The following is a 24,181-nucleotide window of genomic DNA, read 5'->3' as shown; positions in this document are numbered from 1 at the left end:
TGAAGATCTCCTTGCCTGACCGGTCAGTAGAGGGTCTGCAACTGTTGGGGGCCCATCAGCAGCGCGTAGCGCAGGGCCGCGCCACCGAGCAGCACGAGTAGCGCGGCCAGCGCGATGCCGACCTGCTGGCGGCCGAACGGTGCGAGCAGCAGCGCGATCGGCGCCGCGGTGCCGGCGACAATGCCCGCGCCCACGAAGATCAGGCCCATCGTGCCGGTGGTGAGGATGAGGAAGGTCAGCTCCTGCGCCGAACCACCGTAGCTGGTGGTACCCAGGATCGAGATCAGCATCACGCCCACCGCACCGCAGGACCACATCAGGTACTGACGCAACACCCGCTGCGCACCCTCATGCCCGCCTGCGAGCAAAGCACCCACCGCCGAACCGGACGCGATCGCCATGGCGACGAACAGCACCGGGATGACCGGCGTGTTCCACACCGGGCGCGACTGGTGCACGGTGAGGTCGTAGCCGGTGTAAATCGGCAGGCCGAGCGCCAGCAGTGCCGTGATCGCGGCGAGCAGCTTGCCTCTGCCTTCGTCCCCCCTCCTGAGCGCCAGCAGATACAGCACCGACGCAATGCCGAAGGCGACGATGTTCAGCGCGCCCCACGCGAGCGGGGACGAGAAGTTGAGATAGGCCGGATTGAGGATGTTGAGAAAGCGCAGCGGCTGCGACAGGTCAGCGATCAGCAGCAGGCCGCCCACACCGAGCAGGACGAAGGACACCACCGCCGCCTTGACCCGCAGCGGCCGCAGCTCCGGCGTCACCCACGAGCCATAGGACAGGAAGGCCAGCCCCGCGCAGATCCCGATGACGAAGAAGTAGATCGCGTAGGTCGCGTGCCACGACACATCGTGGAACCAGACGTAGTCACCCATGGTTTTCTCCTCAGATGTCGAAGTGGCGCTTGAACGCGCTGCGATCGAGCTCCATCACCTCGGGCTTGCGATAGGCATCGCGCCCGAACTCGGTCTGGTTGCGGTCGGCCCCGATGTAGAACACGTGGGGCTTGGTCCCTTCCTCCGGACGCAGCACCTGGGTGGCGTTGGTCGCGACCAGGTACGAGACCTCGCTGTTGGGGTCGTTGAGGTCGCCGAAGATGCGCGAGCGGCCGATGCAGGTCTGCACGCAGGCCGGCACCAGGTCTTGCGTCACGCGGTGGAAGCAGAAGGTGCACTTGTCCACCACGTTGGTGATCGGCGTGTAGGTGCGGTGCGAAGGCAGCATGAAGCGCGCGTTGTACGGGCACGCCGCCATGCAGCTTCGACAGCCGATGCAGCGCTCGTAGCGCTGGAGCACGAAACCGCCGTCCTCCACCTTGAAGGTAGCCTCCACCGGGCAGTTGCGCACACAGGGCGGATCGTCGCAGTGGTTGCACAGCCGCGGCAGGAACTGCTTCTTGACGTTGGGATACTTGCCGACGACCTTGTACGGCACCCAGGTGCGATTGACCCCGAGCGGCGTGTCGTACTCCGCCTTGCACGCCACCTGACAGGCCATGCAGCCGATGCAGCGTCGCGTGTCGACCACCATCGCAAACCGGCGCTTTCCCGGCGCTTCCCTGGTCTCGATCGGCGAGACCCTGAGTTCTTCACTCATGCTTTCACCTCCGTTGAATGCCGCGGTGTGCTCCGCATTCGAAATGGCGATTCGCGGCTCGCAATTGGCGCCTCGCCGCGAACGCATCACGCCTCCCTCCACGCTCCAACATTCGCAATAACCAGGCCAAGAACAGGGAAATAGGCGAAAGGCCTTGCCGTGCAAGGGATCGGCTGGCCAGCCGATCCCGTTGTCCCGGCGCCTGGCGTTACATCGCCGTAACATCAGCTACGATTGCTGCGCCGCAAGCTGTTACCGCCGCGTAACGACGGGCGCCAGCGTGCTGACAGCGCGCAGGATCGGCGCCTATCATCAGCGCCATGAACAGGGACAACGCCGCTTGCGAAACCACGGACCGGCGCACATTCCTGCGCACGGCAGGCGCTGTGGTGGCCCTGACGGTGCTGCCGGTGCGTGCCGAAGAAGCACCCGTCCGTATCGGCCTGACACCGGTCTTTCTCGATGACCAGATGAGTTTCCTTAGCCAGTGGCGACGCTGGCTGGAGGTGAAGCTCGGGCGCACCGTCGTGTTCGTCCAGCGCGGCAGCTATCGCGAAGTCATGGACCTGCTTCGCGCCGGCAAGCTCGACTTTGCCTGGGTGTGCGGCTACCCGTATGTGCTCCACCGCCAGGAACTGAAGCTGGTTGCAGTGCCACTGTGGCGCGGCGGGCCCTACTACCAGTCCTACCTCATCGTGCCGGCCGACGACACCCGAACCACGACGCTCGTCGATTTGCGGGGCAAGGTCTTCGCCTACTCCGACCCCGACTCCAACTCCGGCTATCTCTACCCGCGCTACCTGCTCACCACGCAAGGCGAGAATCCGGCCAACTTCTTCTCGCGCAGTTTCTTCACCTGGGCGCACCGCAAGGTAGTCGAGGCGGTCGGCATTGCACTGGCCGACGGCGGGGCGGTCGACGGCTATGTCTGGGAGACCCTCGCCGAATCGCACCCGGACCTGACCCGGGCCACGCGCGTGATCGAGCGCTCGCCGCCGCTCGGTTACCCGCCTTTCGTCGCCCGGGCGGATATTCAGACGGCCGAGCTGGCGCGCTTTCGCACCGTGCTGCTCGAGATGGTGGCCGATCCGCAAGGCATGGACTTGCTCCATCGCCTGCGCCTCGACGGCTTCACGCCGGGACAGCCGGAACTGTTTGACGAGATTGCACGTATGGCCGCGCGCGTGAGAAATCCATGAGGACGCTCGCCGACCTGTCGTTGCGCTGGAAGATTCCGCTGCGCGTGGTGGCGGCGGTACTGGGCACGGCGCTCGCAGTCACCGTCGCACTGGTCGCGCGGGACTATGACCTCGTGCGCCAGAATCTCGAAGGCCACGCCCGCAGCATGGGGCGCGTGCTGGCCCACACGCTGGTCATGCCGGTGCTGCACGACGACATCTGGCGTGCCTACGAAATCCTGCAGTCGGCCCATGAACCCAACCCCGCCGCGCCCGAACTTCAGGCGCAGGTCGTGCTGGTGACGGACGCGGACTATCGTGTGTTCGTGTCGACCCGGCCACGCGCGTTCCCCATCGGCACCAGCGCCGCAGCCCCCGGGGGCGCCTACGGCCTGTTGCGCGCCGAACTCTCACGGGGCGGACCCGCCGATCAGCGCATCCTCGAGCCGGCAGACAGCCCACTGTTCTTCATCATGACGCCGCTGATCGCCGACGGCGTCGCGCTGGGCCACGTCATCCTCGCCTACGCCAAGCCTGCGCTCCTCCCCCGTTTCCTGGGCCAGGTCGGACGGGCAGCATGGGTCACGCTCGTGGTCCTCATCATTCTGCTACCCGTATCCTGGGTCTGGGCGCGGCGTACCGCGCAACCCCTGTTGCGCTTGGCCGGGGCGATGAAGCAGATCCCGCTCGAGCTCGAAGCGGCCCGGCTTGCGGACCTTCCGCGCAGCGGCGACGAAATCGGCCAGCTTGGCGAAGCCTTCCGGCGCATGGTGGCGGAAATGCGGATCAAGCAGGAGATGGAGCGGCAGATGCTCAGCTCCGAGCGGCTTGCCGCCATTGGCAGGCTCACCGCCGGGATCGCGCACGAGATCAACAACCCCCTCACCGGCATGCTCACGGCGATCAACACGTTCCAGCGCCATGGCGGGGACCCGCAGCGCGCCGAGCGCACGCTGTCGTTGCTGCAGCGCGGGCTGACCCAGATCCGCAACACGGTCAGCGCGCTGCTGGTGGAAGCGAAGGTCGAAGACCGCTCCTTCGCCCCCGAGGACATCGACGACCTGCTGATCCTGGTCGAAGCCGAAGCCCATGCACAAGCCGTGCGCGTCGTCGTCGATGGCCGCATTGCCGAACCCGTTCCGTTGCCGGCGACCCTGCTCCGACAGATCGTGCTCAACTTGCTGCTGAACGCAGTAGCGGCGGCCGGCGAAGGCGGCACGGTGCGCCTCGACGCACATACCTCGCCACAGGGTGTGACGCTCGCCGTCTTCAACGACGGCGCACACATCGAGCAGCAGGACATGCCCTACCTGTTCGAGCCCTTCGCAACCGGGCGGGAGACCGGACACGGCCTGGGCCTGTGGATTGTGTACCAGATCACCCGACAGCTCGACGGCGAGATCGCGGTCGAGAGCGAGCCCGACGCGACGACCTTCACCATCGAGATTCCCTATGGCAAATCCGACTGAAACGCGGCCGAGGCTGTGCCTGATCGAGGACGACGAGATCATCGGCGAATCCCTCACCGACCGCTTTCGCCTCGAAGGCTTCGATGTCGATTGGTGCCGTACCGGCGCCGAGGCCCGGTCCGCGCTGGCAGCGCACCGTCATGCGGTGGTCGTCAGCGATATCCGGCTGCCCGACTGCAACGGAGGCGACCTATTTCTCGATCTGCTCGCCTCGGCGCAAATGCTGCCGCCCTTCCTGTTCATGACCGCCTTCGGCAGCATCGATCGAGCAGTCGAACTGATCAAGGCGGGCGCCGCAGACTACATCACCAAGCCATTCGACCCGGATGCGCTGATCGCCAAGGCGCGAGCACTGGCCGAGGGCTATGGCGCGCGACAGGCCTCGGCGGGAGCAGAAATCCTGGGCGTGTCGCCAGCGATGCGGCGGATCGCCGAATCGCTGCCCCGCCTCGCCCGCCATGCCGACAGCCTGCTGATCACCGGGGAGTCGGGCGTCGGCAAGGAACACGTGGCACGCCTGTTCCACCGCTACGCGGCCGGTCCGCAGGCGCCATTCGTCGCAGTGAACTGCGCCGCGATACCGGACTCCCTCCTCGAGGCCGAACTGTTCGGCCACGAGAAGGGGGCATTCACCGGCGCGACCAAGGCGAGGCGGGGCTATTTCGAACAGGCGGGCGGCGGCACCGTGTTCCTCGACGAGATCGGCGACATGCCCCTGTCGATGCAGGCCAAGTTGTTGCGCGTGCTGCAGGAACACCGGCTGCAGCGTCTTGGCGGAGAATCACCGATTGCAGTGGATTTCCACCTGGTCTGTGCGACCCATTGCGACCTCAAGGCGATGGTCGACGAAGGCCGCTTTCGCGACGATCTCTACTACCGCATCCACGTGATTCACCTGCGCATTCCACCGCTGCGCGAGCGCCGGGAGGACATTCCCTGGTTCGTGCATCACTTCGTCGACGCGTTCAATCGCGCCCATCCCGAGCAAAAGCGGCGCATCGACCCGCGCACCGAAGAGGCACTTGCCCACTACGCCTGGCCGGGAAACGTTCGCGAACTGAAGCACGCGGTCGAGCGCGCCTGCATCCTGTCTCCCGGCCCGCTCCTCGGCGCCGATGCGTTCTTCGGCGAGGGGCTGGACGCCGGCGCGGACCAGCCCCCGCCCTCACGTCTGCTGGCCGACTACCTGATGGATTGCGAGCGGGATTACCTGCGCATGGTCCTGGAGCAGCATGGCGGCCACATGACCCACAGCGCCGAGGCGCTTGGCATCACGCGCAAGACGCTGTGGGAAAAGCTGCGCCGCCTTGGGCTGCAGGCGCGCGAAGATGTCTGAAATCAGTCAGCGCCCCTTCCCTGCTCCACCTCCGCCAGCAAGGCGGCGAGCGAATGCAGGCCTTCGGACTCTGCCGCCTCGGAGATTTCCTCGAGTGATGCTTTCGCATCGATCAGTTGGGCGGTCCTGCAATCAGGCGGTATTTGCTCCCGAAACTCCCGCAGCCGTGAATCGACCACGTCGCTGAGCGGGCGCGGCGCATCATCCTGGGCAAGACCTTCCTCGCAGGCCTCGAATAGCGCGCCTGCCAGCGCATGCAGCCCTTCCGATGCCGCGCAGGCGGACACCTCCTCCGGGCCCGCCCCGCGCGCAATCGCAGCAAAGGTCTTGCTGTCGTTGGGAATGCTTCCTTCAAAGGACGCCAGGATCTGCTTGAATAGTTCCATCTTCGTCTCCTCTCGTTATCGAACGGCGGGCAAAGAATGCGCCGAAACGACCGACCCGGGAACACAACTCGGTGGCGAGGCGATTGCGCCGCCGATCAGACTCCCGTCGCACCCTGCACGCGCCCGTTGGCGACAGCAATCAGTTCGCCCTCTTGAAACGAACGCCAGATCGTATCAGCAGGAATAAGCGGAACACTGGCGATCAGCGTTACTTCCTGAAAGCCTGGGGAAATCGAGAGCCCACGGACACAGATCTCCCGCTTGCCGTCGACGCACACGCAGGATTGCATGACGAGACCGGGCGCCGCTCTCGCAGCGCTTCCGGGTTGTGTGCGGCGATCACCGAACGCAAAAAGCGCGTCGCCATCGGCGTAAAGGAAATTGGCGGGCCCTAACTTGCGCAGATCTGCGGCAAACCCCGCGAGCAATGACAAGCGCTCGTCAAGAGGGGGGATGACCGTCAAGCCCGCAAACCGCTCCAGCAGCGCACAGAAGGCATGCTCGGAATCCGTCTCGCCGATCGGGCGATAACGGTCGTAGCACAGGCTGGAAGAGCGCTCGATGCCGGGCAGGTCGCCGTTGTGCGCAAAGACATGCATCCGCCCCATGCACTCGCGGACGAAGGGCTGGGTGTTCGCGAGACTGACCGGCCCCCGCGTTGCGTGCCGGATATGCGAAATCGCAAGCGATGTGGGCGACCCCTGTTGTTCGAGAAAGCGAACAAGTGCGCTCTCGCTGGCCGCAACGGGTTCGCGAAAGAGCGCAACGTCCTTGTCCTGATAGAAGGCAGCCCCCCAGCCCTCACGATGGCTGCCCGGAGGCGCACTATGAGAAGCGAGGGCTTCCAGCGAAAAGGTGAGTTGGACGGGGTTCCGACTGGACATCCCCAAGAGTTCGCACATATTTCACGCCCTCGCACCTTCAACACAATGCGGCAGTGATGTCGAATCACGAGTGGCACGGGTAGATACGATCCGTTCGATAACGAGCGAGTACGGCATCACAGCGGACTCTCCCGATTGGCCGACCTTGATGTCTGCGTGGCCATTTTCGAACGCCTGTCTCTGAACCTACGCGCCACAACAACCCGACGCGCCCTCGGGGGACGCGGTGACAAAGGCGGCAGGATCCCCCTTGACCGGAAAGCCACGGTAAAGCCACTTGGCGACGCCGTTGCTCATGTTCGCGACCTTGGTGTAACCGTGCCGCATGAGGTAATACGTCGCCTTCAGGCTGTTCTGCCCGTCGGCGCTGACCAACACGAGTTCGCGGTCGCGCGGCAATTCAGGAAAGCGCTCTTCGAACACACTGAATGGAATGTTCACGATTTCGGGCACGTCGAGCGTCAGTTGGTCGAAATCGGCTTGCTCGCGCACATCGACAAGCAGGACGTTCTCCTGAGCGATCCGCTTGCGGGTAGTCGTCGGACAGCACTGGCGGGGTTCTGGCAAAGGGGCAGGGGCAGCAGGCATTTCCATGATCCGTTCTCCTTCGAACTTACCCGGCCGCCCGAATCCACTCGGCAACGCTCACCGGAGTCGGGATGCGGCCCGACGACACAAGCTTTTCGTTGATCACCAGCCCCGGCGTCTTCAGCACGTCGTAGGCGATGATCTGCTGCATGTCGGTCACCTTGAAGATCTCCGCCTCCACGCCGGTGGCGGCGACCGCCTCGCGCGCGACTTCCTCGAGCTTGCGGCAGTTGGCGCAGCCGGGACCGAGAACCTTGATGCTGAGCATGATCAGACTCCTTTCAGTGAGGGTGCGGTCGAGCGACGGCTGGCCAGCGACAGCAGCACCGCCAGCGCGGCGATGAAGCCCGCCAGATACAGGGCGAGCGAAAGCAGCGACGTGCCGTCGATCCAGGCGCCGTACGTGAATCCGGCCGTCGCACTGAAGAGCGCGACCAGTCCGACATAGGTGGCCGTCTTCTTGCGCCCGATGATGGCCGAGATGATCAGCATGCTCTGCAGCGACAGTTCGGGGTCGGACATCAGATAGGCCAGCAGCGGCCCGCGGTGCATGCCGAGGTCAAGGAACATCTTCGCGATCGGCACTTCCACCAGGGTGGGAAAGTACATGAACACACCGAACGCGACGCCGGCGAGGTTGCCGGCCACCGAGTTGGTGCCGGCCACCATCTCGATCCATTCCGGGCGAATCAGCACGCGGATCATGCCGACGATGAACACGCCGATCACCAGCAGCGGGAAAATCTGTTTCACGAAGCGCCACGACTCCCACAACCAGTCGCCCAGTTCCTGTTCGGACAGCCGGTGGCGGGCGATCGCATACAGCGCGGCCAGGCTGATGGCGACCGCAAAGAACTTGCCGGTCATGCCCACGCGCAGGCCTTCGGGCACGGCCTGCACCGACAGCGCGGCCACCAGCAGCGTCACGGCGATCAGGCCGAGACTGGTCCACGTCCACGCATTGGCACCGTTCTGGATGTTCTCGAAGCCGCGCCACGCGCTCAGCCCAATCGCGGCCAACAGCGCGATCAGCACCACGCCCTGCACCGATACGCCCTCCTCGCCCTTCGCCGCGTCGTAGGGGACGAGTCGATCGAGCACGCCCTGCCAGGCCTGCGCATCCCCCAGCGGCAGCTCGATATGGACGTAGGTGCCGGTCAGCACGCCGAGCTTCAACGTGCCCGCCAGCAGCAGCGCAACCCAGACGAACAGGAACACCAGCGACGTACGCCCCATGCCCTCGCCCTGCAAGGCGAATGGACTGTCCGTGGCCAGATCGTGCGCGGCATCGTCGGCGCGGAAGATCAGCGCCATGATCAGCCCGATTCCGATGCCGAAGATCAGCGACAGCACGAAGCGCGCGATCGCCAAGTCGGGGCCGATGATGCCGCCGGTGTAGACCAGCGCCAGGATATTGGCCGCCGGGGCGAAGAACAGGAAGGTGATCGCCGGCCCGAGTCCTGCGCCCTTCTTGTAGATGCCGGCGAACAGCGGAACGATGGTGCACGAACACACCGCCAGCAGCGAGCCTGCCGCCGCGGCTGCCGGATACGACACGGCCTTGCTGGAGGTGCGCCCGAGGAATCGGGTGACGGTCTCCTTCGGGATCAGCGCCGCCATCGCGCCGGCGATGAAGAAGGCCGGGAGCAGGCACAGCAGCACATGCGCCGCCAGATAGGCGGCCAGATTGCCCAGCCCGCCGTAGAAGACGGGGAGAACCCAGGAAAGCATGGTGTCCATGACACGAACTCCGGCGAGAAAATCTTCCTACCCGGCCTGCGACCGACCTTTCGTCCGAGAACGTTAGGTCCGAGACCTCACGCTAACCGAGTGGATGGTCGAGGACAAGCAGCCTTATAAATGGTGACGCACGCCCGGCGAAAAGGATGCAGTCGCCGAACCTCGCGCAAGCCGCAGCATGAACTTGCGCGACTCTCCGAACCAAAGGACCGTACTGCCCATCGCCAGGCAGATCAGCCATTGCTCGCCGCTCAGCGGCACGGTGCCGAACGCCTGGTTAAGGAATCCGACATGAACGACCGCCACCTGCAACAGCGCCGATAGCGCCACCGCCCCCCACAGCCACCCATTCACGAACGGTCGATGGAACGCGCTGGTGACGGCAGAGCGCGCATTGAAGCAGTTGAACAACTGAGCGAACACCAGCACCGTAAAGCCGGCGGTGCGTGCGGTGCCGATGTCGTGCGTGCCTTCGATGAGCCCGCCGGGCAGGAACAGGTCGATGGTCAGCAGCGTGGCCAACGACATTACAAGGCCGATCTGCACGACGCCCATCCACATGCGGGCGTCGATGACGCGCTCGTTCGGGCGTCGCGGACTGCGCGCCATCGCGTCGTCGGTGTGGGGATCGACGCCCATCGCCATCGCCGGCCAGGAATCGGTGAGCAGGTTGATCCACAGGACCTGCGTCGCCAGCAGCGGCAGCACCAGCGCCTCGCCGCCAGCCTGCAGGCCGATCACGCCGGCGCCGATCACGCCGAGGAAGATCGTCAGCACCTCGCCCATGTTGGACGACAGCAGGTAGCGCAGGAACTTGGTGATGTTGTCGAAGATGCCCCGTCCTTCGCGCACCGCCTCGACGATGGTGGCGAAGTTGTCGTCGGCCAGGATCATCTTGGCTGCCTCCTTCGTCACTTCGGTGCCGGTGCGCCCCATCGCCACGCCGATGTCCGCCGACTTCAGCGCCGGCGCGTCATTGACGCCGTCGCCGGTCATGGCGACGACCTGGCCGTCGGTCTGCAGCGCATCGACGATGCGCAGCTTGTGCGCCGGCGCAACGCGGGCGAAGACCGAGGTCGTGCGCACCGCCTCCGCAAAACGTGCATCGTCCATTGCGTCGAGCTCGATGCCGGTGATCGCCTTCGCCCCGGGCTTGACGACGCCCAGGTCGGCGGCGATGCGAGCCGCGGTGCGCGGATGGTCCCCGGTGATCATGATCACGCGGATGCCCGCCCGATGCGCATCGGCGATTGCCTGCGCCACCTCTTCGCGCGGCGGATCGATGATGCCGACGGTGCCGACGAAGATCAGGCCTGTTTCCAGCGCCTCGCCCGTCCCCGCATCCTCGCCCCCGCTCAGCGGCCGGTAGGCCACCGCCAGCGGGCGCAGCGCGGCATCCGACATCGCGTCCACCTCGCCCAGCAAGCGGGCGCGCAAGGCGTCGTCGAGTTCGACCGCATCGAGCCCGACACGGGCGTGCGTGCAGCGCTCGAGCAGCACGTCCGGCGCGCCCTTCGCAATCACCACCCGCGCATCGTCGTGCTCGTGGTCTATGGCGATCACCGACATCATCTTGCGCTCCGACGTGAACGGCACCTCGGCGACGCGCTCGAAGCGGCGGTGCCGGCGCTCGTGCACACCCAGCTTGCGCTCGGCCACGAGGAAGGCCGCTTCGGTCGGGTCGCCCTGGATCTCCCAGGCGCCGTCGGCAGCCTGGCGAAGGTCAGCGTTGCCAGCCAGGCTGCCGCCGGACAGCAGCACGACGTGCTCGGCGTGCAGCGCCCCGTGGACCAGCGCCTTGCCCGCCTGCTGCACTTCGCCTTCGGGCGCATAGCCGACGCCGCTGACCTCGGTGCTGCCCGACAGGGTCGCCACGCGCACGATGGTCATCTCGGAACGTGTCAGCGTGCCGGTCTTGTCCGAGCAGATCACCGACGCGGACCCGAGCGTCTCGACCGAGGACAGGCGCTTGACGATCGCGTTGCGTGACGCCATGCGCTGCACGCCGAGCGCGAGCACGACGGACAGGATCGCGGGCAAGCCTTCGGGGACGGCGGCGACGGCGAGCGACACGCCCAGCAGCAGCACGCCGAGCAGATCGGTGGCGCTGCGGATCTCCGATGTCAGCACAATCGCCGCGACCACGATGGCCGCGATGATCAGCACGGCCAGGCCGAGCATTCGGCCGATGCGCGCCACCTCCCGCTGCAGCGGGGTCGGATCCTCCTGCGTGCCTTCCAGCAGGGCGGCAATCCCACCCATCTGCGTTTCCATGCCGGTCGCCGTCACCAGCGCGAGCCCGGTGCCCCGCACGACCGCCGTACCCTTGAACACCATGTTGCGCTGGTCGGCGATCGACGCCGCATCGGCCCGGGTGGCCACGTCCTTGAGCACCGGCTCGCTCTCGCCGGTCAGCGACGCCTCCTGCACGAACAGCGTGGCCGCGCGCACCAGACGGGCATCGGCGCCCACGGCATCGCCTTCCGCCAGCACCAGCAGGTCGCCGCACACCAGTTCTGCGCTCGGGATGCGCAGCAAGGTTCCGTCGCGGATGACACCCGAGCTCACCTGGGTCATCTTCGCCAGTGCGGCGGCGGCATTCTCTGCCCTCGCCTCCTGCACGAAGCCCAGGATCGCGTTGAGCACGACGATCACTGCGATCACGATCGCATCGAACGGCCAGCCCGCCTGCCCCTCGATCTCCCACACCACGAGGGTGACGACGATCGCCGCGAGCAGCAGATAGATCAGCGGATCGTGGAATTGCGCAAGCAGCCGTTTCCAGGCCGGAACGGCAGGTGCCGCGCGCAGTTCATTGCGCCCACCGCGGGCAAGGCGGACGCGGGCCTCCGCCGCGTCCAGACCACGCTCGACGTCCGTGCGCAAGGCCTCGGCGATCTCGACGATCCCGAGCCGGCTGGCATCACTGCATGTGCATTCCCTGGCCATGATCGAGTTGGGCATCCGGCATGAGCATGATCCACCACGTAACGGGTGTCGCTTGCGAAATACTTCCCTGGCGATTCTGCGCGGTCCTGACGATGAAGACGCGGATCGGTCAGGAAGGATGCACTCACACGCGAGGGTTCAGCCCAGGGGCGGCCTCGGCACGAAACAGCACACCTTTCCGCTTTTATCGAACCGGACCTGGCAGGCGCACAGCAACTGTTCGCGCAGGCGCTGCCGCGCCCGTTGGACGCGGGATTTCGCGCCCGGCAGCGACAGCCCCTTCAGCTCGGCAAAGCGCATCTGCGTCATGCCGCCGATGTCGCACAGACTGATGGCCTCGCGATCTTCCTCCGACAACTCCGCCAGCACGCGCGGCAGGCAGGCCGAAAGCTGCTCGACCATCGCGACCTCGAATTCAGGTGCGGCGAGATCCTCGGGCAGGGGCTCGCCATTGCGGGTCCGTCGGGCATGATCGACCACCACGTTGCGCGCCACCTCGAACAGCCAGGCACGCGGATTATTCACTTCGCAGAAGTGTTCGCCCTGGCGCAAAGCCTTGAGGAAGAGATCGTGCAGCACATCTTCCGCTTCCGACGGTGGGCGGATGTGATGACGAAGGTAACGCAGCAGTTCGGCCTCATGTGCCGACCAGGCATCCAACAGACAAGGAAACGTCATCCAAGGGAGTCCCGTCCAGTTTTACCACCCGGCAGATCCAACGGACTTAGGTCAGTCGAGGTCATATGGACTGCTGCTGCACCCGCTTCGACAGCGCCTCCGAGCTTTCCTTGCGCTCGCTGTAGCGATCGACGAGATAGGGCGCGATGTCGCGCGTCAGCAGGGTGAACTTGACCAGTTCCTCCATGACGTCGACGACGCGGTCGTAATAGGCCGAAGGCTTCATGCGATCGTTGTCGTCGAACTCGAGGAAAGCCTTTGCCACCGACGACTGGTTGGGGATGGTCAGCATGCGCATCCAGCGCCCCAGCACGCGCATCTGGTTGACCGCGTTGAACGACTGCGATCCGCCGCACACCTGCATCACCGCCAGGGTCTTGCCCTGGGTCGGGCGCACCGCGCCGACGGACAGCGGAATCCAGTCGATCTGCGTCTTCATGATGCCGGTCATCGCGCCGTGGCGCTCGGGCGAGCACCACACCATGCCTTCGGCCCACTGAGCGAGTTCGCGCAGCTCGACCACCTTGGGGTGGGTGTCGGGTGCATCGTCGGGCAGCGGCAGGCCGCTCGGGTTGAAGATGCGCGTCTCCGCGCCCATCGCGCGCAGCAGGCGGGCGGCCTCCTCCGTCGCCAGCCGGCTGAACGAGCGCGCGCGCAGCGAGCCGTAGAGCAGCAGGATGCGCGGCGGATGGGTCGAGCGCTGCGCGCTGTGCAGCTGTGCCGAGTCGGGCACGCGGAACAGGGCCGGGTCGATGTTGGGCAGGGGCTCAGACACGGCGCCCCTCCGCGTCGACGACCTGCTCGCCGTCCTCCTTGGCGAAGGCGCCGCGCTGGGCCTGCGGCAAGATCTCGAGCACCACTTCCGAGGGCCGGCACAGCCGGGTGCCGAGCGGGCTGACGACGATCGGGCGGTTGATCAGAATCGGATGCGCCATCATCGCGTCGATCAGCTCGTCGTCGGTCCTAGGCGGATCGCCGAGGCCGAGCTCGGTGAAGATCGCCTCCTTGGCGCGCATGATGCCGCGCACGCCAAGCCCGGCGGCAGCGATCAGCTCGACGAGCTTCGCGCGCGTCGGCGGCGTCTTCAGATATTCGATTACAGTCGGTTCCTCGCCGCTGTTGCGGATCATCGCCAGCGTGTTGCGCGAGGTGCCGCAGCGCGGGTTGTGGTAGATCGTGATGTCGCTCATCAGCGTATTTCCTCTTTCAGCACACACTTGGGTTGGGGGGCGTAGGCAAACCAGTGCTGGGTGCGATTGACGATGGCCACCAGCGAAAGCATCACCGGCACCTCGACCAGCACGCCGACCACGGTGGCCAGGGCGGCACCGGAGTTCAGGCCGAACAACGAGATCGCCACCGCCACCGCCAGCTCGAAGAAATTGGAGGTGCCGATCAGGCAGGCGGGGCCGGCGATGTTGTGCGGCAGCTTCAACATGCGCGCGCCGATCAGGCTGACGGCGAAGATGCCGTAGCTCTGCACGATCAGCGGCACCGCGATCATCGCGATCACCAGCGGCTGGGCGACGATGGTGCCGGCCTGGAAGCCGAACAGCAGCACCACGGTGGCGATTAGACCGACGATGGACCAGGGCTTGAGCCGGGCGACAAAGTCGGCCACCGCGTGCGTCGAACGGCGCTCGAGCGCGTGCCGTGTGGCCATGCCGGCGGTCAGTGGCAGCACCACGTACAGCACGGTCGACAGCACCAGCGTTTCCCACGGCACCGTGATGTTGGTGACGCCGAGCAGGAAGGCGGCGATCGGCGCGAAGGCCACGACCATGATGAGGTCGTTCACCGACACCTGTACCAGCGTGTAGTTGGCGTCGCCCTTCACCAGTTGGCTCCACACGAACACCATCGCGGTGCACGGCGCCACCCCGAGCAGGATCATGCCGGCGATGTATTCGCTGGCCGATTGCGGATCGACCCAGGGCGCAAAGAGGTACTGGAAGAACAGCACGCCGAGCGCGGCCATCGTGAACGGCTTGATCAGCCAGTTCACCACCAGCGTCAGGATCAGGCCGCGCGGCCGCCTACCCACGTCCTTCACCGCATGCCAGTCGATCTGGATCATCATCGGGTAGATCATCACCCAGATGAACACCGCCACCACCAGGTTCACGTGATAGATCTCGAGCCCGGCGATGACCTGGAAGACATCGGGTGTGGCGAGGCCCAGCGCGACGCCGGCGACGATACCGAGCGCGACCCAGACGGTCAGATAGCGTTCGAACAGTCCCATGTCAGCTCTCCTGGGGCGGGTTACGGCGGCCGATCTGGTCGACCTCGCGCTTCAGGGCCAGGCGGTCGAGCTTGGCGATCGGCAAGCTCAGGAACAGGCGGAGGCGATTGACGATTTCCTGTTGGGTCTGCCTGAAGGCATTGAGCCTGCGCTCGCGACTGCCTTCTACGCGGCCCGGATCGGCAAAGCCCCAGTGCGCGGTGATCGGCTGGCCGGGCCATACCGGGCACACCTCGCCGGCAGCCTGGTCGCACACGGTGAACACGAAGTCCATTACCGGCGCATCCGGCCGGGCGAATTCGTCCCAGCTCTTGCTGCGCAGGCCGTCCGTGTCGTAGCCCTGCGCCTGCAACACCTCGAGCGTCATCGGATGCACGATGCCGAGCGGGTGGCTGCCGGCGCTGAAAGCCTTGAAGCGGCCCTTGCCGAGTTCTTTGAGCGCCACCTCGGCAATGATGCTGCGTGCGGAGTTCCCGGTGCACAGGAACAGCACGTTGTAGATCCTTTCGGACATTTCAGGCTCCGCTTGTGATTCTGGAATTGGATTCACCGGCCAGCTCGAGCAGGCGCTCTACGCCGACCGGCTCGGTTTGCAGCAGCGGCACCACCGCAAGGCGGGCCGCGTGGCGGGTGGCCACCGTGTCGATCTCGCGCAACTCGGCGATGGCGCGACGGCGCAGCAGCGGCGAGCGGGTGTCGGCCGCCGCGACGCTGGCGTTAACGACCCAGGCCCAGGGTTCGATTCCGGCACGGCGCAGGTCGGCCTGCAGGCTTGCCGCCTCCAGCACCGGCGTGGTCTCGGCCAGCGTGGCGATCAGCACCTTGGTCCGTTTCGGATCCTGCAGCTGCATCATCGGCGTGGTGAAGTTCATGCCCGTGCCGCCCATCTGGCGCGCCACCTCGCGGTGGTAGGCGCCGGTGGCATCGAGCAGCAGCAGGGTGTGCCCGGTGGGCGCCGTGTCCATCACGACGAACTTGCGCCCCGCCTCGCGAATCACGCGCGAGAAGGCCTGGAACACCGCGATCTCCTCGGTGCAGGGCGAGCGCAGATCCTCTTCGAGCAGCGCACGGCCGGCTTCGTCGAGACCGGCGCCCTTGGTCGCCAGCACCTGCTGGCGGTAGCGCTCGGTCTCGGCCTGCGGATCGATGCGGCTGACGGTGAGATCGTGCAGCGACCCGTCCAGCGTCTCGGCCAGGTGGGCGGCGGGGTCGGACGTCGTCAGATGGACCGGCAGGCCGCGCTGCGCCAGCGCCACCGCGATCGCTGCCGCCAGCGTGGTCTTGCCGGTGCCGCCCTTGCCCATCAGCATGACGAGACCGTGGCCGTCGGCGGCGATGGCGTCGACCAGCTTCGCCAGTTCGGGCATCTCGATCCGATCGGGCAACGACCCCAACGGATCCCGCGCGGACTCACCGGTCTGCGCGTCGTCAAACAGGCCGCGCAGCGCATCGAGACCGACCAGATTGAAGGGCTTCAGTGAAATGCGATCACCGGGCAGCGCCGCAAGCGTTTGCGGCACGGCCGCGAGCGCCTGCGCCTCGCGGGCATCGATCGCCGCGGCGAGCGCATCGCCTGCGGCCTCTTCAGCCGGCAGCACGCCGTTGATGACCAGATATTGCTGTGTGAGCCCGATCGCGGCGAGTTCCTCGTGGGTGCGTGCCACTTCGCGCAGCGTCGCCGCCTGCGCGCGCGCGACCAGCACCAGCCGGGTGCGTGCCGGGTCGGCAAGCGCGTCCACCGCGGCGCGGTACTGCGTGCGCTGCTTCTCCAGCCCCGCCAGCGGGCCGAGGCAGGACGCATCGCCCTTGCCCGCCTCCAGAAAGCCGCTCCACGCACCCGGCAACTGCAGCAGGCGGATCGTGTGGCCAGTGGGCGCGGTGTCGAACAGGATGTGCTCGTAGTCGGCCACCAGCTCGACGTCGGTGAGCAGCGCGGTGAATTCGTCGAAGGCGGCGATTTCGGTGGTGCAGGCGCCGGACAACTGCTCCTCGATACCCTTCACCACGGCGTCGGGCAGCACACCGCGTACCGGCCCGACCAAGCGGTCGCGGTAGGCCTGCGCCGCCGCCTGCGGGTCGATCTCCAGCGCGGCCAGGCCCGGCACCGCTGCGATCGGCGTGATGTAGTTGCCGATCGCCATGCCGAACACCTGGCCAACATTGGACGCCGGGTCGGTGCTGACCAGCAGCACGCGCCGCCCCGAGGTCGCCAGATGGACGGCGGCCGCGCAGGCGATCGAGGTCTTGCCCACGCCGCCCTTGCCGGTGAAGAACAGGAAGCGCGGCGGATCGGTCAGGAATTTCATGGTCGGCCCTCGGTGATCAGCAGCAGCGGCCGCCGGAGCAGCAGTTCGAATCGGCAATCGGCTTCAGCTTCGCCGGCTCGGCGATCCCGGCCCAGCGCGCCAGGTCACTGCGGGTAGGGTAACGGCCGGCGAGCGCGAGCTGGCCATCGACCAGCACCAGCGGCAAGGCCTCGGCGCCGGAGCGTTCGAGGAAGCCCTTCACCACCGCGTTGTCGGCGAAGGCCAGCGGCTGCTGGGCAAGATTGAAGCGCTCGATCTGTGCCCCGTTACGCTTCGCCCATTCGCCGTCGGCAGCGACGCGGATCAGGGCCTCATCGACGTCGACACCACACACGCCCGAGCTGCAGCACAGGGCGGGATCAAACATCTGGATGCTGGCCATTTCGAAACTCCATCGAAGGTTGAATCATTGATAAAAAAATTACGGCAGCAGCGTGCCGATGCGGTCCAGCTCCGCCTTCAAGCGTGCGCGATCTTGCGCCAGTTCGGCCAGCGGCAGCGCGAGGAAGGCCTCGATGCGGACGCGCAGGATGCGGTAGGCCGTGATGAAGGCGGCACCGATCTCTACGTCGGTGCCGACGGCATGCGCCGGATCCTCCACGCCCCAGTGCGTGCGCACCACCGGCCCGAGGAAGACCGGGCAGGTTTCCCCCGCGGCGTCGGCGCAAACGGTGACGGCGATGTCGGGCGTCAGCGGTAGATCGTCCCACGACTTGCTGTGATAGCCCGCGGTGGCGATGCCCTCACGTGCCAGCAGCGCGAGTGCGTGCGGATGCACGTAGCCGGCGGGCTTGCTGCCCGCGCTGATCGCCTTCCAGCCGGCGGGCGCGAGGTGGTTGAACGTGGCTTCGGCGAGGATGGAGCGGCACGAGTTGCCCGTGCAGAGGAAGAGGACGTTCATCGGTCGGATGGGTGGTGAGGATCGATCGTATTCCCGGCGGCCGGCTGCTTCATGCACCGCTCTCGGTCGTGTTCTGCAGCGTCGGATCCAGAAGTTGCGACGCGGCGATCAGCGCGGCGCGCACCAGCAGGCTCTCGGGAATCGCTTCGTAGGTCGCACCATCGACTTCGACGGTGCGGCAATCGGCATCGCCGCAGGCATCGCAGCAGCGGCTCGCGCCGCTCGTGCCCTGCAGCCAGTCCTCCAGCGGCCGGCCGGCGATCCAGATGCGGTTCGATTCCAGCGGCTGCGCCTGGAAGGCAGTCGGCGCGATCTCGCGCGCCTCGAGCACCGGGGTGACGCCGAGCGGCTCCAGTGCGGCCTTCAGCCGTTCGACGGTGCGCTCGACCGCCTGCTGCGTAGTGCCGCAGCGCGGGCAGGTGCTGCCATCCGCGTCGACCAGCCGTTGCCAGACGATGGTCAGGGTTTTCATGGTGTCCTCCACGTTTTCGCGCGGCCTGGAAACGCGGACATGCTCACTGCACCGCACCCTGCGGTGCGCAACTGCCTTCGAGACAGATCACCGCCTCGCCCACGCCGGCGCATTGCTCCGGATGCCCGGCGCAGCATTCAGCGGTGAGGTAGGCGATCAGGTCCACCATCAGCGCCATGTTGGCGCGGTAGCGCTGGAAGCGGCCTTCCTGCTCGACCGATGCCAGCCCGGCATGTGCGAGCGCCTTCAGGTGGAAGGAGAGATTGGTCGGCGGCACGTCGAGCGCGGCGCCGATCTCGCCTGCGACCAAGCCTCCCGGCCCCTTCTTCACCAGCAGGCGATACACGTCGAGTCGGATGCCCGACGACAGGGATTCGAATACGGTGAGTGCGTCTTTCTTGTCCATAAAAGCGTTTATACAACATTCGTTGAAGTCTTGCAGCGATTATCGCCCGGCCTGCGGCATTCGGACATCAGCACTGCATCTCAATGCCTCGGCGGTCCCGGGCGACTTCGAACGCGAAGCAGCGGTGATCTCGAACTTCAAAGGACGCTGGGTCTTCTGCTGCATCACCATCGCGCGCGAGGCAACCTGATCGCCATGAGCGACATCACGTACCCGCAGTTTGACCAGATCGCAGCCCCGCAGCTTGCTGTCGATTGCAAGGTCGAAGAGCGCGAGGTCGCGCAGGTTCGTTGACAGTTGCAGGCGGACGCGGATCGCCCAAATCTCCTTGAGCTTCAAAGGCGCCTTCTGGCCAACGAGCTTGCCCCGGTTCCATGGCCCACCTGTCGTAGCCGGTGTGTTCGTCGTCGTGTTCATGATGAACTCCTCTTCTCGGTTGAAGGGAATTCCAGTGTGAAACGTAGCGCTTCTCCAGGAGAGTGGCCCGGTATTGGTCGAGCGGTCGCTGAACCGGCCCAGACCTGCCGGTCGAGCACGGGAAGACTGCTGAATGGCAAGTCTCTGGGTGCAGCAGACGGTCGGATGACTGCGTTCCGCAATCGCCGAGTGACGGCAGTTGGCCGGACTGAGACTTCCATCCCCCGATCTGCGTGGGGGCGCTGCGAGTCGACTGTGGCTGTCTCCACCCGAGCCGTTTCAGTCATCGGCACGGCATGGAGGGGTCGTCTGGCGTGAGTGACGGGACGAAGACGGACGTGCAGTCTGGTCGACGTGCGTTCTTGCCAATTTTTGCCAAGCGGACTAACCTGCGTCCATGAGCACGATGAACATTTCCTTGCCCAACAGCCTGAAATCCTTCGTGGACGAGCAGGTGAGCGAACGGGGTTACGGCACCAGTAGCGAGTACGTGCGCGAATTGATTCGCAAGGACCAGGATCGTCAGCGCTTGCGTGGAGTGCTGCTGGCGGGGGCTGCCAATGCGTCGGCGTCACCGGCAAATGCCACTTACTTCGAAGGTCTGCGTGACCGGGTACGCCGGGCGGGCAAACCGGTTTCTCGCGGGTGAAGGTCAAGTCCGTCGTTCCGCGTGAGCAGGCCAGCCAGGACGTCGACGACGCGATAGCCTACTACCTCGAAGAGGCTTCCTCATCGGTTGCGCTCGGCTTCATCGACGCACTAGAACAGGCCTATACCCACATCGCCCGCCATCCTGGCACGGGTTCGCCTCGCTTTGGGCATGAATTGGACCTTCCGGGTCTTCGCTCCTGGGTGCTTTCTGGCTACCCCTACCTCGTTTTCTACGTTGAACGCCCGGATCACATCGATGTCTGGCGCGTACTGCATGGCCAGCGCGACATTCCCTCCTGGATGCAGGACCAGGAGGGCTTCGTCTGACGCAGCCGCCTGGCACACCATGTGCGAGTTGTGACAGCCTGCTTACCGGAGCTCCGTGCCAACGGCTGCATTTGGCCGGAACTTCGCCTCGTTGAGACGTGGGACGCGTTCACAACTTCGCTCGAACGGCTGGTCTCTCCGCCTCTGACGGGCCGGGCCCGACCCATTGAGGTCGGTTGCGGCGTTAGGGCGAACCGCAGCTGTCATGGTATCGCGGACATAGCCTGCAGCACCTTTCTCCAGTTACTGCAGCTTGAACTCGACGTCCACACGCTCGTCATAGCACGTCCGTCAGAGCCTGCGGAGTTATTGAGAATACAACTGCGTCAAGCGGCCTGCCTTGGAAGTACAATCGATTCTTGGCGATGCATTCACGTTCTGCACCCAGGCGTTCAGCCACCCGCTGGCTGATCCACGGCATATCGGTAAGAGGTGAGCCAGGGATGCCCCCAGGGAGTAGGCCGTCGCACCCCATATGGTCGGGATGCCCACTGTGAACACAAACTCAGCCGCAGCTGCTCGGGGGCAGGATCGAATGTCAGCCATACACTTGCCATGAACGGCCGTTCCCAGGCTTGAAGGGGTCAGCCAAGAAAACCTTGTTCGTGCCCCATGGCGCCGGACCCTGCTTCCTCATAGACTGGAATCCGCCCGACGCGTGGAACGCCATGGGGGATTTCCTGAAGAACGTGGCGAGCACCCTGCCCGCACGCCTCTCGGCCATCGTGGTGGTCTCGGCCCACTGGCTGGAGCCGGCGTTCAGCGTCACCAGCGGACGGCAACCGGATCTGTTCTACGACTACTACGGCTTTCCCCCGCATACGTACGAACTGCGCTATCCGGCACCCGGAGAGCCGCAACTCGCCGCGCGCATTGCCGGCTTGCTCGACCAGGCGCAACTGCCGACCCGACAGGACGCCTCGCGTGGCTTCGATCACGGCATGTTCATTCGGCTGAAGCTGATGCTCCCAGACGCCGACATCCCCGTGGTGCAACTCTCGCTGCGCCATGACCTGGACCCACAGGCGCACCTGGACGCCGGCCGCGCGCTGGCCGCGCTGCGCGACGAAGGCGTACTGATCGTCGGCAGCGGCATGAGCTTTCACAACATGCGCGCCTATGGTGACCCGCGTTTCGGGCCGGTCTCCGACGCGTTCGACCACTGGCTGGTGCAGACGGTCGGGTCCCCGGCGCCACAGCGCGAGCAGGCTCTGGCGACCTGGGAACAGGCGCCATCGGCCCGGCTGTGCCATCCGCCGCGCGCCGAAGAGCACCTGCTGCCGCTGATGGTGGTGGCCGGCGCGGCCAGCGAGGGCGCCGGCCAATGCATCTTCAGCGACAGGGTGATGGAAACCACCCTGTCGGCGTTTCGCTTCGACTGACTTTCAAAGAGGACTTACACATGATCATCGAGCTTTCCGGCAAGACCGCCATCGTCACCGGCTCCACTGGCGGCATCGGCCTCGCCATCGCCAGGGGGCTGGCAGACGCTGGTGCGACCGTCGTCATCTGCGGTCGTGAGCAGGAACGTGTCGACGCGGCACTGGCGCAACTGCGAACCACCCGGGCGGGCTCGCAGGCCCGTGGCGTGGTCGCCGACCTGGGCACGGCCGCCGGTTGCCAGGCGCTGATCAATGCCGAGCCGGATGCCGACATCCTGGTGAACAACCTGGGCATCTACGGCGTCAAGGCCTTCTTCGACATCGATGACGCGGACTGGGAGGCCTTCTTCCAGGTCAATGTGATGAGCGGGGTGCGTCTGGCGCGCCACTATGCACAGGGCATGAAGGCACGCGGCTGGGGGCGGATCCAGTTCATCTCGAGCGAGTCGGCGCTGAACATTCCGGCCGAGATGGTGCATTACGGCGTCAGCAAGGCGGCACTGCAGGGCCTGTCCCGCGGTCTGGCCAAGGTCCTGGCCGGCAGCGGCGTGACCGTCAACACCATCCTGCCGGGGCCGACCCGCACCGAGGGCGCAATCGCCTTCATTGCGGGCATGGCGCAGGAACGCGGGGTCTCCGCGACGGAGATGGAGGCCTTGTTCCTCGCCGAAAACCGTCCGTCGAGCCTGATTCGGCGCTTCGCCAGTCCCGAGGAGGTCGCCAACCTCTGCGTCTACGCGGCCTCCTCCCAAGCCAGCGCAACCACCGGCGCTGCTCTGCGGGTCGAGGGCGGTATCGTCGAAAGCATCGCGTGACGCACAGGGCGCCTAGGAGACACGCCTGGGCATCGCGCGCCACGCGGCCAACCTATACTGACCGATGCCAGGCCCGCCCATGCGGCGGACCTCGCAGTGATAAGCCGTTCTCGATCCCCCATCCACCCCACGGAGGGCGTGTCATGACCAAGGTTCTTGTTCTTTACTATTCGTCGTATGGGCACATCGAAGCGATGGCCTCTGCTGTCGCCGAAGGCGTCAGGGAAGCAGGCGCGCAGGCCACGATCAAGCGTGTTCCTGAGTTGGTGCCGGAGGAGATCGCACGGTCGTCCGGTATCAAGCTAGACCAGGCCGCGCCGATTGCCACGGTTGCCGAACTCCCCGAATACGATGCGATCATCTTCGGCACCCCGACCCGATTCGGCAACATGGCCTCGCAGATGCGCAACTTCCTCGATCAGACCGGTGGTCTTTGGGCGAAGGGCGCACTGATCGGCAAGGTCGGCAGCGTGTTTGCCAGCACCGCGACCCAGCATGGTGGGCAGGAGACCACCATCACCAGCTTCCATACCACGCTGCTGCATCACGGCATGGTCATCGTCGGCGTTCCATACTCGGAAACACGGCAGACGATCATGAGCGAGATCACCGGTGGAAGCCCGTACGGTGCAACCACGATCGCGGCGGGCGACGGTTCGCGCAAGCCGAGCGAGAACGAGCTTGCAATCGCCCGCTTCCAGGGCCGGCACGTGGCGGCGATCGCCGAGAAACTTGCCGCCGGGTAAGCACTTGCCGAAGGTTCCCGGGTCCGAGCGCCCACGTTACTTGCGCTCGGGCAATTTGGGCCTCAAGCGCATAGGCGCTTGTGATGAGTTGGGAGGCAGGTTCCCCGAAAAACCTCTCATTGAGCTGCAGAAAACTTGAACAGCAACGGGTCGGCAGTTCCAGCTTGCAGGCCTGGGAAGCTGCCGTTCACCGTCGCCTGACGCGTGAACGGTAGGTGAACGAACACATTCCTGCCTGACTTCACCACTCAGACCAGTGACAGCTGAGGCCGAATGGTTCGCGTTGGTCGTAGGCCAAGTCTCAGATCAATCCTATCTCTCGTGCAGCGGGGGCTCCTTTTCATCCGATCAGCGGCTTCTGTTTAAAGTAAGCGCCCGGCGAACCCGTCTTGCCGTTTCGCTCAGACGCTGACGGCTGGCTGCCAGCGATGCGGCAGCAGTTCGCCAATCCTGCTGTAGGGCTGGCTCGGCAGTCTTTCGAGCACATCCTTCAGGTACGCGAAGGGCTCGTGGCCATTCAGTCGCGCGGACTGGATCAGGCTCATGACGGCAGCCGCGCGCTGGCCCGCCCGCAGGCTCCCCGCGAAGAGCCAGTTCTTGCGCTTATGCAAAGGTTGGCATAAGCGCAATTATGCGCGGCCCGCGATTATGCAAGGTTCCGTTGTACGTCCCCTCAACGCCTGACATAGGCAAGGGTGGTAGC

At 65.6% G+C, this 24,181-nt stretch carries 27 protein-coding genes and 1 pseudogene; 8 read left to right on the top strand and 20 right to left on the bottom strand.

Annotated elements, in window-relative coordinates; all coding sequences use genetic code 11:
- Window positions 1-23: 23 nt before the first annotated feature.
- Entirely contained in the window at window positions 24-881 is an 858-nt protein-coding gene (locus C664_RS07295; RefSeq protein ID WP_004256538.1) for a DmsC/YnfH family molybdoenzyme membrane anchor subunit, read from the bottom strand.
- A 10-nt stretch (window positions 882-891) separates the two neighbouring features.
- Complete coding sequence (locus C664_RS07290; RefSeq protein WP_004256535.1) at window positions 892-1,602, bottom strand: 4Fe-4S dicluster domain-containing protein; 711 nt, start codon at window positions 1,600-1,602, stop codon at window positions 892-894.
- 320 nt (window positions 1,603-1,922) lie between these two features.
- Here C664_RS07290 and C664_RS07285 point away from each other — a divergent pair, with 320 nt between their 5' ends.
- Genes C664_RS07285 through C664_RS07275 form a run of 3 tightly spaced genes read left to right on the top strand, consistent with a single transcriptional unit; the run spans window position 1,923 to window position 5,585 of the window.
- A complete protein-coding gene (locus tag C664_RS07285; RefSeq protein ID WP_004256534.1) occupies window positions 1,923-2,801 on the top strand; it encodes a substrate-binding domain-containing protein in 879 nt (292 codons plus the stop codon).
- Window positions 2,798-4,249, top strand: coding sequence for a sensor histidine kinase (locus C664_RS07280; RefSeq protein WP_004256530.1), 1,452 nt, complete (start codon window positions 2,798-2,800; stop codon window positions 4,247-4,249). Before C664_RS07285 ends, C664_RS07280 begins: the two co-directional genes overlap by 4 nt.
- Window positions 4,233-5,585 (top strand): sigma-54-dependent transcriptional regulator, encoded by a 1,353-nt coding sequence (locus tag C664_RS07275; RefSeq protein WP_004256527.1) that lies wholly within the window; start codon window positions 4,233-4,235, stop codon window positions 5,583-5,585. Before C664_RS07280 ends, C664_RS07275 begins: the two co-directional genes overlap by 17 nt.
- A 2-nt stretch (window positions 5,586-5,587) precedes the next feature.
- Here the strand turns inward: C664_RS07275 and C664_RS07270 are convergent, their stop codons facing one another.
- From C664_RS07270 to C664_RS07190, 17 genes are all read right to left on the bottom strand, one after another.
- Window positions 5,588-5,971 (bottom strand): hypothetical protein, encoded by a 384-nt coding sequence (locus C664_RS07270; RefSeq protein WP_004256525.1) that lies wholly within the window; start codon window positions 5,969-5,971, stop codon window positions 5,588-5,590.
- A 95-nt stretch (window positions 5,972-6,066) separates the two neighbouring features.
- On the bottom strand, window positions 6,067-6,873 hold the full coding sequence (locus C664_RS07265; RefSeq protein ID WP_004256524.1) for a class II glutamine amidotransferase: 807 nt from the start codon (window positions 6,871-6,873) through the stop codon (window positions 6,067-6,069).
- A 168-nt stretch (window positions 6,874-7,041) separates the two neighbouring features.
- Complete coding sequence (locus C664_RS07260) at window positions 7,042-7,449, bottom strand: rhodanese-like domain-containing protein (protein WP_198291493.1); 408 nt, start codon at window positions 7,447-7,449, stop codon at window positions 7,042-7,044.
- A gap of 19 nt (window positions 7,450-7,468) precedes the next feature.
- Entirely contained in the window at window positions 7,469-7,711 is a 243-nt protein-coding gene (locus C664_RS07255; protein ID WP_004256520.1) for a thioredoxin family protein, read from the bottom strand.
- A 2-nt stretch (window positions 7,712-7,713) separates the two neighbouring features.
- Entirely contained in the window at window positions 7,714-9,183 is a 1,470-nt protein-coding gene (locus C664_RS07250; protein WP_004256517.1) for a permease, read from the bottom strand.
- Window positions 9,184-9,297: 114 nt separating this feature from the next.
- The gene (locus C664_RS07245; RefSeq protein ID WP_004256515.1) at window positions 9,298-12,147 is read right to left on the bottom strand and encodes a cation-translocating P-type ATPase; all 2,850 of its coding nucleotides are present in this window, start codon (window positions 12,145-12,147) and stop codon (window positions 9,298-9,300) included.
- A gap of 123 nt (window positions 12,148-12,270) precedes the next feature.
- Entirely contained in the window at window positions 12,271-12,810 is a 540-nt protein-coding gene (locus C664_RS07240) for a sigma-70 family RNA polymerase sigma factor (RefSeq protein ID WP_038011211.1), read from the bottom strand.
- 61 nt (window positions 12,811-12,871) lie between these two features.
- Window positions 12,872-13,585, bottom strand: a complete 714-nt coding sequence (arsH, locus tag C664_RS07235) for an arsenical resistance protein ArsH (RefSeq protein ID WP_004256507.1) — start codon at window positions 13,583-13,585, stop codon at window positions 12,872-12,874.
- Complete coding sequence (gene arsC, locus C664_RS07230; RefSeq protein ID WP_004256504.1) at window positions 13,578-14,000, bottom strand: arsenate reductase (glutaredoxin); 423 nt, start codon at window positions 13,998-14,000, stop codon at window positions 13,578-13,580. The genes arsH and arsC overlap by 8 nt, the downstream gene beginning before the upstream one ends.
- Complete coding sequence (arsB, locus tag C664_RS07225) at window positions 14,000-15,055, bottom strand: ACR3 family arsenite efflux transporter (protein WP_004256503.1); 1,056 nt, start codon at window positions 15,053-15,055, stop codon at window positions 14,000-14,002. Before arsB ends, arsC begins: the two co-directional genes overlap by 1 nt.
- 1 nt (window position 15,056) lies before the next feature.
- On the bottom strand, window positions 15,057-15,569 hold the full coding sequence (locus C664_RS07220) for an arsenate reductase ArsC (RefSeq protein WP_004256500.1): 513 nt from the start codon (window positions 15,567-15,569) through the stop codon (window positions 15,057-15,059).
- 1 nt (window position 15,570) lies between these two features.
- Window positions 15,571-17,361 (bottom strand): arsenical pump-driving ATPase, encoded by a 1,791-nt coding sequence (arsA, locus tag C664_RS07215; RefSeq protein WP_004256496.1) that lies wholly within the window; start codon window positions 17,359-17,361, stop codon window positions 15,571-15,573.
- A gap of 16 nt (window positions 17,362-17,377) precedes the next feature.
- On the bottom strand, window positions 17,378-17,743 hold the full coding sequence (gene arsD / locus C664_RS07210) for an arsenite efflux transporter metallochaperone ArsD (RefSeq protein WP_004256494.1): 366 nt from the start codon (window positions 17,741-17,743) through the stop codon (window positions 17,378-17,380).
- A gap of 39 nt (window positions 17,744-17,782) precedes the next feature.
- Window positions 17,783-18,262, bottom strand: coding sequence for an arsenate reductase ArsC (locus C664_RS07205; RefSeq protein WP_004256493.1), 480 nt, complete (start codon window positions 18,260-18,262; stop codon window positions 17,783-17,785).
- Window positions 18,263-18,311: 49 nt separating this feature from the next.
- Window positions 18,312-18,734: a DUF2703 domain-containing protein gene (locus C664_RS07200; protein ID WP_004256489.1), complete on the bottom strand. Its 423-nt coding sequence runs from the start codon at window positions 18,732-18,734 to the stop codon at window positions 18,312-18,314.
- Between the two features lie 43 nt (window positions 18,735-18,777).
- Entirely contained in the window at window positions 18,778-19,140 is a 363-nt protein-coding gene (locus tag C664_RS07195) for an ArsR/SmtB family transcription factor (protein WP_004256487.1), read from the bottom strand.
- A gap of 39 nt (window positions 19,141-19,179) precedes the next feature.
- On the bottom strand, window positions 19,180-19,557 hold the full coding sequence (locus C664_RS07190; RefSeq protein WP_232435075.1) for an integrase: 378 nt from the start codon (window positions 19,555-19,557) through the stop codon (window positions 19,180-19,182).
- 397 nt (window positions 19,558-19,954) lie between these two features.
- Between C664_RS07190 and C664_RS07185 the strand changes: the two genes are divergently transcribed.
- From C664_RS07185 to wrbA, 5 genes are all read left to right on the top strand, one after another.
- The gene (locus tag C664_RS07185) at window positions 19,955-20,206 is read left to right on the top strand and encodes a ribbon-helix-helix domain-containing protein (protein WP_004256479.1); all 252 of its coding nucleotides are present in this window, start codon (window positions 19,955-19,957) and stop codon (window positions 20,204-20,206) included.
- Entirely contained in the window at window positions 20,203-20,535 is a 333-nt protein-coding gene (locus tag C664_RS07180) for a type II toxin-antitoxin system RelE/ParE family toxin (RefSeq protein ID WP_004256476.1), read from the top strand. The genes C664_RS07185 and C664_RS07180 overlap by 4 nt, the downstream gene beginning before the upstream one ends.
- A gap of 605 nt (window positions 20,536-21,140) precedes the next feature.
- The gene (locus tag C664_RS07175) at window positions 21,141-21,917 is read left to right on the top strand and encodes a DODA-type extradiol aromatic ring-opening family dioxygenase (RefSeq protein ID WP_269745294.1); all 777 of its coding nucleotides are present in this window, start codon (window positions 21,141-21,143) and stop codon (window positions 21,915-21,917) included.
- A 20-nt stretch (window positions 21,918-21,937) separates the two neighbouring features.
- Complete coding sequence (locus tag C664_RS07170; RefSeq protein WP_004256460.1) at window positions 21,938-22,732, top strand: SDR family NAD(P)-dependent oxidoreductase; 795 nt, start codon at window positions 21,938-21,940, stop codon at window positions 22,730-22,732.
- A gap of 143 nt (window positions 22,733-22,875) precedes the next feature.
- Entirely contained in the window at window positions 22,876-23,478 is a 603-nt protein-coding gene (gene wrbA, locus C664_RS07165; RefSeq protein ID WP_004256455.1) for an NAD(P)H:quinone oxidoreductase, read from the top strand.
- 401 nt (window positions 23,479-23,879) lie between these two features.
- Here the strand turns inward: wrbA and C664_RS07160 are convergent.
- Window positions 23,880-24,080, bottom strand: a pseudogene (locus C664_RS07160) (transposase domain-containing protein); the annotation flags it as partial.
- Between the last annotated feature and the right edge of the window lie 101 nt (window positions 24,081-24,181).

The sequence above is a fragment of the Thauera sp. 63 genome, from assembly GCF_000310165.2.
In the GTDB taxonomy this organism is placed as follows: Bacteria; Pseudomonadota; Gammaproteobacteria; order Burkholderiales; family Rhodocyclaceae; genus Thauera; species Thauera humireducens.
Note: the sequence above shows the minus strand (reverse complement) of the source record. Positions and strands in the feature narration are given on the sequence as shown.